Raw genomic sequence first — 15046 nt, forward strand, 5'->3', positions numbered from 1 at the left:
GTTTCAGAATTTTTATATGGATTTGAAAATTTTCTGATGATTTTTATCATAATGTGTTTTTATTTCTGTGTTATATCGGGTTTTGTGAGCGCAGGGTTTCCCATGATATTTGTCAGTATGTAATAAATTAAATGTTTAAAGAGGAATTAATATGTTTGATCAATTATCTGCAGATAACCTGCAAAAACTAATCGAAATTTATGTGATCCCATGGGGGATTAGTGGTGTACAGGCGCTTATTGTGTTTGTGATTGGTAAGTGGCTCGTTACAAAACTTTCAATGCTGGTGGGCAAAACATTACGACATTCAAAAATGGATGAAATGCTAGTTGATTTTGTTGAGTCGTTAATGGGTTGGGCGTTGATGTTAGTTGTCATTATCGCAGCCTTGAGTCAACTGGGTATTGACACCACGTCGTTAATTGCATTGTTGGGTGCAGCAGGTCTGGCAATAGGTTTAGCGCTTAAAGATTCATTAAGTAATTTTGCAGCGGGTGTTATGTTACTAGTGTTTCGCCCGTTCCGTATTAAGGATTATGTGAGTGTTGCGGGTGTTGATGGGACGGTAGAAAAAATACATGTATTTACGACTACAATTCTGACGCCAGATAATAAGGAAAATATTATCCCTAATTCAGCTGTCTATGGCGGTGTTATTACTAATTATTCTGCAAAAGAGACACGTCGTGTCGATATGGTTTTTGGTATTGGTTATGGAGATGACATTAAAAAAGCAAAAGAAGTATTGGTGGATATTGTTACATCACATGAAAAAACATTATCTGATCCGGCTCCTCTAGTTGTTGTTAGTGAGCTTGCCGATAGTAGTGTTAATTTTACAGTGAGAGCATGGAGTAAGACAGCTGATTACTGGGCAGTTTACTTTGATTGCCAGGAACAGGTAAAAATTGCTTTTGATGCAGCTAATATCAGTATCCCATATCCGCAAATGGATATTCATACTGATAAGGTAGCTTAATAAAATTTAGTATCAATAATTAAAAATAATAAAATTCAGGATTTAAAATGTTAAATAATAAAATATTTTCTCTGTTATTGTTAAGTGCAGTAGCATCTTCAACGGTATGTGCGGGTGAATGGACAGGTGAAGGTGAGTTTGGTTTTACTTCGACATCAGGTAACACTGACTCTAAGAACCTAAATGCAAAATTAGGTATTGGTAAGAAACATGATAAGTGGGAGCATAATGCCAAACTTGAGTTATTGAAAGCTTCAGCTGATGGAGCTGATAGCGCAGATAGTATGGTGCTTACTGAAAAATCTGAATACAGATTTGTAGAAAAAACCTTTGCCTATGGTAAGTTAAGGCATGAAGAAGATGAGTTCAGTGGTTTTGATCATCAGTCTGTTATTTCATTTGGTGCAGGGCATGTCTTCATTGACGGTGGGAAACATAATCTTGAAGGATCAGTCGGTATTGGTTATCGAGATCTTGAAACCGATGCGGGTACTGAAGAGCAGGAGGCTATCATTGATGGTGAGCTCAAATATGCATATAAAATTAGTGAAACATCAGAGTTTAATCAAAATTTTTATATTGAGTCGGGTGATTCCAATACATATTCAAAATCAGAAACTTTTTTGAAACTGGTTATCGTAGGTAATCTGGGTGCAAAGTTTGGCTATGAAGTTAAACGTAATTCAGATGTGCCTGTGGGGACAGATAAGACGGATACGATAACTACTGTTACTCTGGTTTACACGTTTTAATTAATTTAGAATGAGTCTAGTCAGTTAATAAATTTCGACTATATTAAAAAGCTGGCACTGTGTTTTTTTGAAATAGGTGATTATGCTTTTTATAAATATGCTAAATAAAAACCAATATGAACTTTTTTTAAAGTTCGTGTTAGTTTTAGCTTTATTTATAAATGTAGTTCATGCATCAGATTTATCAGTTTACGAAGAGTGCGTATTAAGCAAGACATTAAATGCTGATTCTGACAAGCTGATTTCTGAAATAGTTAAATTTTGTAAAAGTTCAGACGATGAAATATTATCTAATACCGGGTTATCTGATAAAATCTCTTTTTTAGATGCACGACTAAATATTGATCGAAGTAATCAGTTTAAGCCATTTACATTAATGGCATTCAAACCTAATTATATTATTCCAGTTGCTTATAATCATGCAGGATATGATTCAAGTTTATACCAGCAAATTCCTGGCGAAGAAGACGTATCTTTTGATAAAACTGAAGCGCAGTTTCAAATCAGTATAAAAACACCGCTAGCAGTTAATTTATTTAATAGAGATATTAGTCTTTATACGGGTTATACGAATCGTTCTTTCTGGCAGGTTTATAATGATAAAATATCCAGACCGTTCAGGGAAACTAATCACGAACCGGAGCTCTGGTTGCAATCTATTAGTAGTATTGATCTTTTAGGTTTTGATAATCGTATAAATATGCTTGGTGTTTCACACCAGTCTAATGGACGCAGTAACACATTATCCAGAAGTTGGAACAGGCTTTATGCAAAATTTGCTTTTGAAAAAGAATCATTTGTTTTTGTTGTTAAACTCTGGAGTCGTTTTCATGAGAGTTCAGTTACAGATGATAATCCAGATATAACCGATTACATGGGTCATGGCGAGTTTCGTGTGATTTTTAAAAATGAAAATCATACATTTAACTTTATGTCGCGAAATAATATTGAATCAAAATTTGAGCGAGGAGCTACAGAATTAAGCTGGAGTTTTCCGATTGGTAAAAGGAAAGACTTGAGGGCTTATATTCAGGTGTTTTCAGGGTATGGAGAAAGTCTGATTGATTATAACCAGTCTGTAAATCGAGTTGGTTTTGGTATTTCACTATCTGACTGGTTGTAATGGTTATAAATAAATCCACCAGCTAATATTAAAGTTTACATCTGGTGATGAGCCTTCTTTGATATCTTCTGCAATTGCAAAATCGAGTTTTTGTTTGCTGTTAATAGTGTAGCTTCCACCAAACGTAAGTTGTATTACCTGATTTAAAAAATCAAGTTTAGAGTCATAAAGAGCGCTATGAACATCGAGTTGCGCTTTTAGTTCTATCTCATTCCAGAGCTGAAATTTAATACCGGCATTAGCAAAACCTGCCCAGTTTTTATGAATATCTGTAAAAACGTCGCTATCACCCATATATAACAAACCACCCTGTCCGTAAAGCCAGCGTGTGTCAGTTAACCTGTAACTCATCGATGCCCAGCTTGCTACATCCGTCGCGCCGCTGCCGGTAAGTTTGTCTTCATTGCCGGTGGGTAACTTAATGCTGAGCCAGTAACTAAGAGCGCTTCGATTTGTTAAATGAGCCTGCCATGCGAGCTGAAATGAAATGTCACCTAATGCATTCTGGCGGCTATTTATGTTTACCTGATTTTGATTGTTGAGGTTGTAATCAATATTAATCTGCTCATGTGGAAAATCAGGGCGAATATTTTCAGGCAAACCGAGTGCCTGATGATATGAGTCTATGGGTGAATCAAGAAAACCGCCGCTATGAACAATATAGGGTAGTTGTACTCTGAGCATCCAGTTTTCTTTAAGATTAGTGTCGTATAAAAAATTAACGTGCCAGGTTTCAATATCAATGAACAGGTTTTCACTATTGCTGGTTTGAGAATTTATGGTATTGCTGATGTTGAATGAGCTAATCCAGCGTGACTGGTTGTTTTCCAGTAGTTTTGCAGGGCTTGCTAAGGGTAATCCGTAAATGAGTGAGAAAGGGCTTTCATTACGGGTTGAAAAAGGGGAGGGGTGCTGCGCGAAGCTATTATTGCTTAATGTAAAAAAAAGAAGCAAAAAAAACCCGCTAATTTTGCAATCAGCAGGTTTTTTGGTATTACGCATTAACAGGTCTTACTTCATACCTGCATAGTATGCCGCAATATTAGCCATGTCCGCATCAGTCAGAGGCTTAGACATTGCGTTCATAGTAGGGTCTTTACGAGTACCTGATTTGAATGCTTTAAGCTGCTTAACAACATAAGCTGCTTTCTGGCCTTTCAGATTTGGATAAGTTGGTACAGCGCTTATACCTGCTTGGCCATGACATGCCGCACAGCTAGCTGCTTTTGTTTTGCCTTTAGCTGCATCGCCAGCTGCCATAGCTGAAGAAGCTGATACTGCTAGTACAGACGCAGCCAGCATAGTTAATACTTGCTTTCTCATTGATTATCTCCAGGTCGTGTTAATACACGATTATTAAATTAGCAGCGGAATTTTCTCAGAGCGTGGGCTTAATGTAAATCAAGATTTTCTGATATTGGGCATTATGTAGCTTATAATGTGAAATAGTTTAGAAAATTCAAAGGTTTGCATCGATTTATATGTGAGTAAAATTAGTTAATTTGATATTTTTGGTCATAAATCAGGGTCATAATTATTATTAAACAGGGCGAAATTAATGAAAATCAGACTAATTTTGAATAATAGTTGCTGTAAACCGGCTGAATCAGCTGAAAATCATGTCATATTCGGGTAAAGTGTGCGGCTTATTTAACTTGGCACCTATTTACACGCTACTGGTGAGGAAACAAACATGGCTGATTTTAAAATTGCACCATCTATTCTATCTGCTGACTTTGCACGCTTAGGCGAAGAAGTTGACAATGTACTTAAATCTGGCGCGGATATCGTGCATTTTGACGTAATGGATAACCATTATGTGCCTAACTTAACAATAGGCCCCCTGGTATGTGATGCATTACGTAAACATGGCGTAACAGCTGAAATCGACGTTCACCTAATGGTAAAGCCTGTTGATCGTATCATTCCTGATTTTGCTGAAGCTGGTGCAAGTTATATTACTTTTCATCCAGAAGCATCTGAGCACGTAGATCGCACATTACAGATGATTCGTGAATTGGGTTGTAAGTCGGGTTTAGTATTTAACCCAGCAACACCTTTAGATTGTTTAAAGCATGTAATGGATAAAGTTGACGTTATTTTATTAATGTCAGTTAATCCTGGTTTTGGTGGTCAGTCATTTATTCCTGAAACACTGAATAAATTACGTGAAGCTCGTAAATTAATTGATGAGTCTGGTTTTGATATACGTTTAGAAATTGACGGTGGCGTAAAAGTAGATAACATCCGTGAAATAGCTGAAGCCGGTGCAGATATGTTTGTTGCAGGTTCTGCAATCTTTGGTGCTAAGAATGAATCTGATGCAAATGTATATGACACAGTAGTTGGCAAGATGCGTGATGAGCTAGCGAAAGCTTAATCATATTTTAAAATAGGTCAGTTGTATCTGGCCTATTTTAAATAGTTATAGAAAACCCTCATAGGATTTATGATGATACAAAAACCAAAAATGGTACTAATCGATGTTGATGGTACATTAGTTGATAGTGTGCCAGATTTGGCTTATTGCGTTGATGAGATGATGAAGCAGCTTGGCATGCCAGAACACGGTGAAACCAGGGTACGTAATTGGGTAGGAAATGGTGTAGAGCGTTTAACTCGCCGTGCATTAATTGGCCAGTTAGATGGTGAACCAGATGATGCTTTATTTGAAAAAGCCTATCCAATATTTTTAGATTTATATGATAAAAATGTATGTGAGCGTAGCTGTTTATATGATGGTGTACGTGAAGCATTAGATTTTTTAAAATCTACCGATGTTAAAATCGGTTGTGTAACCAATAAAAATGCACAGTTTACTTTGCCTATTTTAGAAAAATTAGGTATTAAAGATGATTTTGAAATCATTGTTTGTGGTGATACATTAACCAAAAAGAAACCTGACCCTTTACCGCTGTTACATTCGGCTGAGCAATTAGGTGTTAAACCTGAAGAATCATTAATGTTAGGTGATTCTATGTCAGATGTTAAGGCTGCTCGTGCAGCTGAATTTAACATTATCTGCATGTCGTATGGTTATAATCATGGGGAAGATATTCGTGATTACAACCCTGATGCAGTTGTTGATTCAATGGCAGAGATTAAAACAATAATAGATTGGGGTTAACCCTTAAATCCCCCTTAATCTCAAGGGGGAGGAATATGTAAAATATGAGAGTTTTCAGATCAACAGATAAAGTTTTATATACCTATTGGCGATGGTAGCTATCCATCTTTGTATACGCATATATAAAATTAAATTGTCTGGAAAATAATCATGACATTAGAAGAATTTGAAAAACTTAAAAGTAAAAACCACACTCATATCCCATTAGTACGTGAAGTACTAGCTGATCTTGATACCCCTTTAAGTGCCTACCTGAAATTGGCCAATGCGCCCTATAGCTATCTATTTGAGTCCGTTCATGGCGGAGAAAAATGGGGACGATATTCTATTATTGGCTTACCTTGTATCAAGCGTATAAAGATTTCAGGTAAAAAAATCACAATAGAAAATGGTTACGAAAATTCTGAAATACTTGAAGTGGAAGATCCACTGGCATGGATTGAAGAATATCAGCAATCATTTAATGTTGCAGAAATAGATGGCTTACCAAAATTTACTGGTGGTTTAGTCGGATATTTTGGTTATGAAACAATTCGTTATATAGAGCCAAAATTGGCAGGCGTTGAAAAGCCAGATATTTTGGAAACACCAGATATACTATTAATGGTGTCTGAAGAAGTAGTTGTGTTTGATAATTTAAGTGGAAAATTATATTTTATTGTATTGGTTGATCCAGATAAAACAGATGCATATGAGTTCGGTCAGAAACGATTAAAATCATTAGAGCGACAGTTACATCAGACTGTTCCTACGTATCATCCATCAGAAAAAAGTGTAAAAGTTAAAGAAGAAGATTTTGTTTCTGGTTTTACTGAGGCAGGTTATAAAGAAGCTGTTGCTAAAGCCAAACAATATATTGTTGATGGTGATGTTATGCAGGTTGTGTTGTCGCAGCGCATGAGTATTCCGTTTAGTGCTGAACCTTTAGATTTATATCGCTCGTTGCGCAGCTTAAACCCTTCCCCTTATATGTATTTCTTAAACCTGGATGATCATCATGTGGTGGGCTCTTCTCCAGAAATTTTAGTGCGTTTAGAGGATGACGAAGTAACTGTAAGGCCTATTGCTGGAACTCGACCCAGGGGCGCAACTGAAACGGAAGATATTGCTTTAGAAAAAGAGTTATTAGCAGATCCTAAAGAATTAGCAGAACATTTGATGTTAATTGACCTGGGTAGAAATGATGCGGGCCGAGTTAGTAAGATTGGTACAGTTGAATTAACCGATAAAATGATTGTTGAACGTTATTCACATGTAATGCACATAGTTTCGAATGTGACGGGTGAATTAAAAGATAAACTTTCTGCGATGGATGTATTAAGAGCAACATTCCCCGCAGGTACCGTAAGTGGGGCGCCAAAAATACGTGCCATGGAAATTATTGATGAATTAGAGCCGGTTAAACGTGGTATTTATTCAGGTGCGGTAGGTTATCTTTCGTGGAACGGCAATATGGATACAGCTATTGCTATACGTACTGCTGTAATCAAAAATAAAACATTAAATATTCAGGCAGGAGCGGGCATTGTTTATGATTCTATTCCACAAAGTGAGTGGGATGAAACCATGAATAAAGGGCGTGCGGTCTTCCGCGCAGTGGCAATGGCGGAAGCCGGTTTAGACGGCTCGCATAGGTAAGTTAAAATGATGTTAATGATAGATAACTATGATTCGTTTACCTATAATCTGGTGCAATATTTAGGTGAACTTGGTGCTGATGTACAAGTGCTTAGGAATGATCAAATTAACTTGCAGGAAATTGAAAGTTTAAAACCTGAAAGAATAATGATATCACCTGGGCCATGCACACCGAATGAGGCAGGCGTTTCTATGCAAACGATTGAAAAGTTTGCTGGTAAATTACCTATCTTAGGTGTGTGTTTAGGGCATCAGAGTATTGGTCAGGTATTTGGTGGGAAAATCATCCATGCTAAAAAAATCATGCATGGTAAAACATCAATGATTCATCATAATAATAAGGGTGTTTTCTCTGGTCTTACTAATCCATATGAAGCAACACGTTATCACTCCTTGGTTATAGAAAAAGAAAGTTTGCCTGATTGTTTAGAGATAACGGCATGGACAGAAAATGATGATGGCAGTATCGATGAAATAATGGGCGTTCGTCATAAAGAATATAATATTGAAGGTGTGCAATTTCACCCTGAGTCTATATTGACTGAACACGGGCATGATTTGTTGAAAAACTTTTTAGAGAGCTAAAGGTTCATTCGTTACGAATGTAAAAGGTATTAATCTTATGGACATGCAATCCGCAATAAAAGCAGTAACCGAAAAACAAAACCTAAGTCGTGATGAAATGACGCAGGTAATGAATTTAATCATGACCGGTCAAGCCACAGATTCTCAAATTGGTGGTTTCTTAATTGGTTTACGTATGAAAGGTGAGTCGATTGATGAGGTGACAGCTGCCGCTTCTGTGATGCGTGAACTCTCTACTAAAGTTGAAGTGCCCGATGAATACCTGGTTGATACTTGCGGTACTGGTGGAGACTCATCTGGTAGTTTTAATATATCTACTGCTTCTGTTTTTGTAACAGCCGCCGCTGGTGCACATGTAGCCAAACATGGCAATCGAAGTGTCTCAAGTAAATCTGGAAGTGCAGATGTATTAGAAACTGCTGGTGTTAATCTGGATATTACACCAGAGCAAGTTTCTGAATGCATTAAAAATATTGGCGCAGGTTTTTTGTTTGCTATAAAACATCATGGCGCAATGAAGCATGCCATTGGTCCAAGAAAAGAAATGGCGGTACGCACAATTTTTAATGTGCTCGGTCCTTTAACAAATCCTGCCTCTGCGCCTAATCAGGTTATTGGTGTGTTTAGTAAAGACTGGGTTGAGCCTTTAGCCCAGGTTTTAAAGCAGTTAGGTAGCCATCATGTAATGATAGTGCATGCAGATGATGGTATGGATGAGATAAGTATTGCTAGTGCGACTTCAGTTGCTGAATTAAAAGATGGTGAAATTACAACTTATAGTATTAAGCCTGAAGATTTCTCGATGCAACGAGCTGAATTGACAAGCATAAAAGCCAGGGATTCAGAGGATAGTTTAACTATCATTAAATCTGTATTTGAGAATCAGGAAGGCCCGGCTAAAGACATTGTTTGTTTGAATGCAGGTGCAGCAATTTATGTGTCCGGGCTTGCCGGTTCATTGGCGGAAGGTATAGAGAAGGCTCAAGCAGCTGTGGCTGAAGGCAAAGCGAAAGAGAAGTTCGAAGCGCTGATTTCTTATAGTAATAATTTTTAAAATGAATTGAACGAGCCTGAATTTATTCATCATTAGCTTTAGCTGATGATGAGGAAGGTAAAAATTAAATAGTGATTTTATGAGTAATACACCAGATATACTAAAAAAAATTCTAAAACGTAAAGTTGAAGAAATTACTGAAGCTGCAGCAAAAGAATCATTGGTTGATTTAAGTGAACGAGCAGAACTTGCGTTGCCTGTACGTGGTTTTATTCAGTCAATTGAAGATAAAATAACTGCGGGTGAAGCAGCTGTTATAGCGGAAATAAAAAAAGCATCCCCTAGTAAAGGTGTAATGCGTGAGAACTTTATTCCAGCTGAAATAGCAAAAAGTTATGAAAAAGGCGGTGCAGCATGCCTATCGATTTTAACTGACCGTGATTACTTTCAGGGTTCACCTGAGTTTTTAATGCAAGCGCGTGAATCTGTGAGTCTCCCTGTTATTCGTAAAGATTTTATTATTGATCCATATCAGGTCTATGAAGCCAGAGCGATGAATGCAGACTGTATTTTATTGATTGTCTCGGCTTTGGGTGATGCCATGTTGAATGAGCTTTTAGTGTTGGCGCATCATTTGCAAATGGATGTATTAATGGAAGTGCATGATAGAGAAGAAATGCAGCGTGCAATTCAAAGTGGTGCAAGGTTAATAGGTGTGAACAATCGTAATTTACGCACCTTCGAAATGGATCTTCAAACTACATTGGGTATGCTGGATATGTTGCCTGAAGATCGAATTCTGGTAACAGAAAGTGGCATCCATACACCAGACCATGTAAAACTGATGCGTGACAATGATGTGAATAGTTTTCTGGTGGGTGAGGCTTTTATGCGCGCTGATGAGCCAGGTGAAAAACTGGCTGAGTTATTTGGTTGATGTTAAACGCTTCCTGTCAGGAAGCGTTATAATTATTCAGGTGATTCAGCTTTGGCTTCTTTCTCTGCTTTATGTTTGGCTATATGTTCTTCATCATGTACCACAATGGTTTTACCATGTGCATAAATGAGTTTGTCTTCCTCAAGTTCTTTTAATACGCGTCCTGCCATTTCACGGGAGCAACCAACAATTTTAGCAATATCCTGACGTGTGATTTTAATTTGCATGCCATCGGGATGAGTCATTGCATCCGGTTGTTCGCTAAGTTCCAGTAGTGTCCTTGCAATACGGCCAGATACATCGAGAAATATCAGGTCGCGTACTTTCTGACTGGTCCTAATTAGACGATCAAATATCTGTCCGGATAACATAAATAGAATTTCAGGGTCTTCACTTACCAGTTTTCTAAACTGGGTATATGAAATTTCAGCAATTTCGCAGGCCGATTTAGCTACAATCTTTGCACTGCGTTCAAGATCATCCTTAAAAAGACCTGCTTCACCAAAAAAATCACCTGCATTGAGATACGCCAGGATTATTTCTGACCCATCTTCGTTTTCTGCGAGTACGCTAACCGAGCCCTTAATGATATAGTAGAGGCTGTGTGGCTTATCACCTTCGTGAATGATATTCTTTTTAGCCGGGTACGTCTTACGGTGGCAGTGATTTAGAAATAAATCTAGCGAAGGGTTTGAATTGTCTACTTTAGGTAACAGGCTCATAGTTTCCGTATCATTTTTGATGGGAGCTTTTGAATTATAGACGATTTTTACGTGAGCCCGTATATATATTCTGTTAATTAACACAATATATGAAATATTAAGCAAATAATTTTTAGGTGAAAAGCATGAAAGCCAGAGTTAAATGGTTAGATAATATGTCATTTGTAGGAGAAACGGGCAGTGGCCACTCGGTTGTGATGGATGGTGCTCCGGAATCTGGTGGCAGAAATCTGGCTGCCAGACCAATGGAAATGGTGTTAATCGGCATGGGTGGTTGTACTGCTTTTGATGTGGTCATGATACTCCAGAAAGCACGTCAGCCAATAAATGACTGTATTGTTGAGCTGAGCGCTGAACGATCAGAAGAAATTCCCAAGGTTTTTACAAAAATACATGCCCATTATATTGTTAAAGGTAGTGGTTTAAGTGAAAAACAGGTAGAAAAAGCAGTGAATCTGACGGCAGAAAAATACTGTTCGGTATCTATTATGCTTGCTGCTACTGCTGAGGTTACCCACGACTTTGAAATAATAGACGGCTAAATGCTGGTTATTGATCACATGGTTTTTGAATTTTAATTTAATTGTTAGAAATAAATAAATGCTAAATAATACAACGCAGGAAACTTTCAATAGCCTGCAAGAACAATACTATAGTGCCTGGTTTCGTTTTCACCCTGAGATGGCTGTTCATATTGGTGTGAGTGGATATGAAGAATATTTGACACCATTTAGTGATGAAGAGATTGGTGCTTTAATTTCTTTAAATAAGAAAATTATTTTCTCTTTAGAAGAGTTGACCATATCTGAGCTGACAATTAATCAGCAAATGGATTACAGTATTTTATATAATGCGGCAAGTATAGAGCTGCATGAGCTTATCGAACGTGACTGGCGTTTTTTGATGCCGCAAAAATACCTTCCTTTAGAAGCGATCCATCAATTAATTAATCGGCCAGTAGATAATCTCCATCAGGCCATGAAACGTCGTTTGAAAAGCGTGCCTGAGTATCTACGCTCAGCAAAAAACTACCTGTTACAGCAGCCGGAAAACATACCTGAAAATTGGGTGCTGGATGCAATTTCAGGAGCAAATGCAGGTGCTATTTATTTTCGAGATCTGGCTCGTAATCCAGAAATAATACATAAATTTAAAAATCCAGCACGTTTACAGCCTGTGTTTGATGAGGCTGCACATGCTATGGAAGAGTTTGAAAGATTCCTGCGTAAAGATATTCAGCCAGTGGCGAAGGGCTCTTTTTCCTGTGGTAAAAATCACTTTAATACACTGTTAAATAACTGGCATTGTCTGGGTGTGGATGCAGAAAAATTATATGAATTTGGAGAGTCTCTGTTTAATCAGACTCAACAGGAATTAAAGGAACTATGTAAATCATTACCCGGTTCTGACGATATAGAAGAGCAGCTGGCAAGAATTCGTCATCAGCATCCTGATGCTAAAGGAGAGCATTTGATGAATGCTTATCGCAGTCGAATGAAAGCTGCTTATAACTTTGTAGTTGAGCAGGGTTTAGTTGCAGTGCCTGAAACTCAGGCGTTAAAAGTAGTGGAAACCCCTGTTTTTCTTCGTCATGAAATTCCGTTTGCTGCATATGATGAGCCTTCATATAAAGACCCTCAGCAAAAAGGTTATTATTATGTGACTCCCGTCCGTTCTGACGGGCATTTGCTGGAGCATAACTGGACTTCAATTGACCTTACCTGTGTTCATGAGGCTTTTCCCGGGCATCACTTACAGTTTGTTACCGCAAATAAAAATCCGGAGAACAGTTTACCCAGACTGTTGAATACATCAGCAACATTTTATGAAGGCTGGGCATTGTATTGTGAAGACATGATGCAGGAGCAGGGTTTTCTCGATCAACCCGAGCACTACTTTATGATGTTACGTGATCGTTTGTGGCGTGCACTTCGAGTGATGCTTGACGTTGAGTTGCATACACAAAATTTAAGTATTGATAAAGCTGCACAGCGCATGTGTGATGTGCTCGGTTTTAGCATTGACCAGGCGAAAGCCGATTTAAGCTGGTATTCACAGTCACCTACAGTACCGATGGGTTATGCCACGGGCTGGGCTTTAATGAAGGCGCTAAGGGATGAGGAATCGAAGAAGGAAGATTTTAATTTAAAGAACTTTCATGGCCGTTTATTGTCTGTAGGGTCATGTGCATTATCATTAGTCATTAAAAATGAGTTTGGCGAACAGGCCTGGATTAATGCTAGAAACAAGGTGTTTAATTTAACAGGTAAATAATAGATGTTCTTTTATGCTTAAAAAAATACAGTCTTTTTTTGAAAAAAACTTTATGGCGGATAGTGTTAATTCCGTTCCTGATGCACATCAGTTAAATCTGGCAGCATCGGCTCTGTTAATCGAAATGGTGTTACAGGACGATCATATTGATGAGAAAGAAGTAGTCGTGGTAAAAAAGCTACTAACGGATCAATTTGATTTATCTATAGAAGAGGCTGATAACCTGTATGTGCTTGCAGAAGAAGAAAAACATCAGGCTACTGATTATCATCAATTTACAAAATTAATTGCTGATCACTATACGCAACCACAAAAAGTGCAGTTAATAGAGTCTCTCTGGCGTGTGGCATTTGCTGATCAGGTGCTGGATAAATACGAAGAGCATATGATCCGTAGAATTTCTGATTTGATTCATGTCTCGCATAAAGATTTTATTATGACAAAACATCGGGTTGAGAGTGAGTAAACGCTAATAAAATAAATATTCATCCTCAAAGCTATGGCAGATGTTCAGATACAGGCATAAAAAAACCTCCATCTAATAACTTAGAAGGAGGTTTTATATCTCGGGGGAGATGGGATATGAGCTAGCGTAGAATTGACTGCTTAGTATCACGATTTGCATCCCAGGCTTCATGTACCTGATCAATTGCATTTTTGATGTGATTTTCAGTAATCTGAACAGTATCGCCATTGTCATCTACGATCATGCCGCCTTTGAAACCGGTTTGAGTGATAGCATAAGCGTATTTACCGCATTCGGCATTTTTTGCTGAGTTAGACATTAAAGTCTCCATATAAAGTAATAAATTCTGCATTTCTAACAGCCCCTTTTATTATTTTTTTTGGCAGGCTGTTACAGATAAAGAATTAATCGGGGTAGATATTATCTCTATCTATCTCGATCAGGCGCGCGATTATATATTATTTTTATGCAGCAATAAAACCCCTAAGGAGAATTATTTATGAATTAATTTTTCTTATTTAAGCAAAACATGAAATTCGATTTGTTTATTTATGCTATCTTGTTGAAATGTATAGTATTAATGTGTTTATTGAAATATTTTAAAAGAGAAGTAAATGAAGGGAAATTTTAAAACACAATCGAGAAAAGTTCAGTTCAAAGGTTTTGATGGCAGCTTTCTGGAAGGTAATCTGGACTTTCCTTCAGATAAAATGCCGGAGTTGTACGTCATTGTGAGCCATTGTTTTACTTGTACTAAACAGGTGTTAACTACCGCAAGAATTAGCAGAGGGTTAGCAAAGGCAGGTTATGCTGTATTGTCGTTTGATTTTACCGGTTTAGGTAATAGTGAAGGTGAGTTTGCTAATACGCATTTTCGCAGCATGGTAAATGATATTGAATGTGCTGCTGCCTGGTTATCAGAGCATTATGAACCTGCAAGTGTTCTTATCGGGCATAGTATGGGCGGGACAGCCAGTCTGGCGGCAGCACAGGATAGTTGTTCATCTCTTACCCATATAGAAAAAATAATTACGCTGGCATCTCCGGCATACCCCGCTCATGTATTACATCATTTTGGTTCTGCTATGGAGAGTCTGGAAAGAGGTGAGAATGCTGAGATACAGGTTGCTGGCCAGTCATACTCTGTTAAACCGTCTTTTATAGAAGATGTGCGTTCATTTGATATGGAGGCGCAGATGCGGGGTTGTGATATACCCATTATGGCGGTTCGGGCTGGTGATGATGTTTTGATTGGCCCGGAGGCTGCAGAGCATATATTGCAGTATACGGAGGCCGAAAAGAAACTCTACCAAATAGAGGGTGCCGATCATTTATTTAGTGATAGAAGTCATGCCGAGCAGCTTTTAACAGAAGTATTAATCTGGCTGGATTAAGCACCCTGTACAGTGATAAAAAACCACTGTTTAATGTCTATACTTATTAGTTGTC

Annotated in this window: 17 protein-coding genes; 13 read left to right on the forward strand and 4 right to left on the reverse strand. The window is 37.9% G+C overall.

The window, feature by feature from the left end:
- The first annotated feature begins 151 nt into the window (after positions 1–151).
- From DIZ80_12190 to DIZ80_12200, 3 genes are all read left to right on the forward strand, one after another.
- Complete coding sequence (locus tag DIZ80_12190; GenBank protein RDH83015.1) at positions 152–979, forward strand: mechanosensitive ion channel protein MscS; 828 nt, start codon at positions 152–154, stop codon at positions 977–979.
- 47 nt (positions 980–1026) lie between these two features.
- Positions 1027–1731, forward strand: coding sequence for a hypothetical protein (locus DIZ80_12195; GenBank protein ID RDH83016.1), 705 nt, complete (start codon positions 1027–1029; stop codon positions 1729–1731).
- An 82-nt stretch (positions 1732–1813) separates the two neighbouring features.
- On the forward strand, positions 1814–2854 hold the full coding sequence (locus DIZ80_12200; protein ID RDH83017.1) for a phospholipase: 1041 nt from the start codon (positions 1814–1816) through the stop codon (positions 2852–2854).
- Positions 2855–2857: 3 nt separating this feature from the next.
- On the opposite strand, the gene DIZ80_12205 is transcribed toward DIZ80_12200, so the two are convergent.
- The gene (locus DIZ80_12205) at positions 2858–3856 is read right to left on the reverse strand and encodes a hypothetical protein (protein RDH83018.1); all 999 of its coding nucleotides are present in this window, start codon (positions 3854–3856) and stop codon (positions 2858–2860) included.
- A gap of 9 nt (positions 3857–3865) precedes the next feature.
- Positions 3866–4177, reverse strand: a complete 312-nt coding sequence (locus DIZ80_12210) for a cytochrome C (GenBank protein ID RDH83019.1) — start codon at positions 4175–4177, stop codon at positions 3866–3868.
- A gap of 370 nt (positions 4178–4547) precedes the next feature.
- Between DIZ80_12210 and DIZ80_12215 the strand changes: the two genes are divergently transcribed.
- The 6 genes from DIZ80_12215 to DIZ80_12240 all read left to right on the forward strand — a co-directional run bounded on the left by DIZ80_12215 (position 4548) and on the right by DIZ80_12240 (position 10135).
- Positions 4548–5234, forward strand: a complete 687-nt coding sequence (locus DIZ80_12215; protein ID RDH83020.1) for a ribulose-phosphate 3-epimerase — start codon at positions 4548–4550, stop codon at positions 5232–5234.
- A 69-nt stretch (positions 5235–5303) separates the two neighbouring features.
- On the forward strand, positions 5304–5981 hold the full coding sequence (locus DIZ80_12220) for a phosphoglycolate phosphatase (GenBank protein RDH83021.1): 678 nt from the start codon (positions 5304–5306) through the stop codon (positions 5979–5981).
- Between the two features lie 150 nt (positions 5982–6131).
- Positions 6132–7619, forward strand: a complete 1488-nt coding sequence (locus tag DIZ80_12225; protein ID RDH83022.1) for an anthranilate synthase component I — start codon at positions 6132–6134, stop codon at positions 7617–7619.
- Positions 7620–7634: 15 nt separating this feature from the next.
- Positions 7635–8204 (forward strand): anthranilate/aminodeoxychorismate synthase component II, encoded by a 570-nt coding sequence (locus tag DIZ80_12230; protein ID RDH83169.1) that lies wholly within the window; start codon positions 7635–7637, stop codon positions 8202–8204.
- A 37-nt stretch (positions 8205–8241) separates the two neighbouring features.
- Positions 8242–9258, forward strand: coding sequence for an anthranilate phosphoribosyltransferase (gene trpD, locus DIZ80_12235; protein RDH83023.1), 1017 nt, complete (start codon positions 8242–8244; stop codon positions 9256–9258).
- A 79-nt stretch (positions 9259–9337) separates the two neighbouring features.
- Positions 9338–10135: an indole-3-glycerol phosphate synthase TrpC gene (locus DIZ80_12240; GenBank protein ID RDH83024.1), complete on the forward strand. Its 798-nt coding sequence runs from the start codon at positions 9338–9340 to the stop codon at positions 10133–10135.
- A 32-nt stretch (positions 10136–10167) separates the two neighbouring features.
- Here the strand turns inward: DIZ80_12240 and DIZ80_12245 are convergent, their stop codons facing one another.
- Positions 10168–10857, reverse strand: coding sequence for a cAMP-activated global transcriptional regulator CRP (locus DIZ80_12245; protein RDH83025.1), 690 nt, complete (start codon positions 10855–10857; stop codon positions 10168–10170).
- Between the two features lie 125 nt (positions 10858–10982).
- On the opposite strand from DIZ80_12245, the gene DIZ80_12250 reads away from it, so the two are divergent.
- Genes DIZ80_12250 through DIZ80_12260 form a run of 3 tightly spaced genes read left to right on the forward strand, consistent with a single transcriptional unit; the run spans position 10983 to position 13597 of the window.
- Positions 10983–11399 carry an OsmC family protein gene (locus DIZ80_12250; GenBank protein RDH83026.1) on the forward strand — a complete coding sequence of 139 codons (417 nt, stop codon included), beginning with the start codon at positions 10983–10985 and terminating at the stop codon, positions 11397–11399.
- A 58-nt stretch (positions 11400–11457) separates the two neighbouring features.
- A complete protein-coding gene (locus DIZ80_12255) occupies positions 11458–13131 on the forward strand; it encodes a hypothetical protein (protein ID RDH83027.1) in 1674 nt (557 codons plus the stop codon).
- 13 nt (positions 13132–13144) lie between these two features.
- Positions 13145–13597 carry a hypothetical protein gene (locus DIZ80_12260; GenBank protein RDH83028.1) on the forward strand — a complete coding sequence of 151 codons (453 nt, stop codon included), beginning with the start codon at positions 13145–13147 and terminating at the stop codon, positions 13595–13597.
- Positions 13598–13718: 121 nt separating this feature from the next.
- Here the strand turns inward: DIZ80_12260 and DIZ80_12265 are convergent, their stop codons facing one another.
- Entirely contained in the window at positions 13719–13949 is a 231-nt protein-coding gene (locus tag DIZ80_12265; protein RDH83029.1) for a hypothetical protein, read from the reverse strand.
- Positions 13950–14211: 262 nt separating this feature from the next.
- On the opposite strand from DIZ80_12265, the gene DIZ80_12270 reads away from it, so the two are divergent.
- Positions 14212–14991, forward strand: coding sequence for a hypothetical protein (locus tag DIZ80_12270; protein RDH83030.1), 780 nt, complete (start codon positions 14212–14214; stop codon positions 14989–14991).
- Positions 14992–15046: the final 55 nt, after the last annotated feature.

The organism is endosymbiont of Galathealinum brachiosum (assembly GCA_003349885.1).
Taxonomy (GTDB): Bacteria; Pseudomonadota; Gammaproteobacteria; order SZUA-229; family SZUA-229; genus SZUA-229.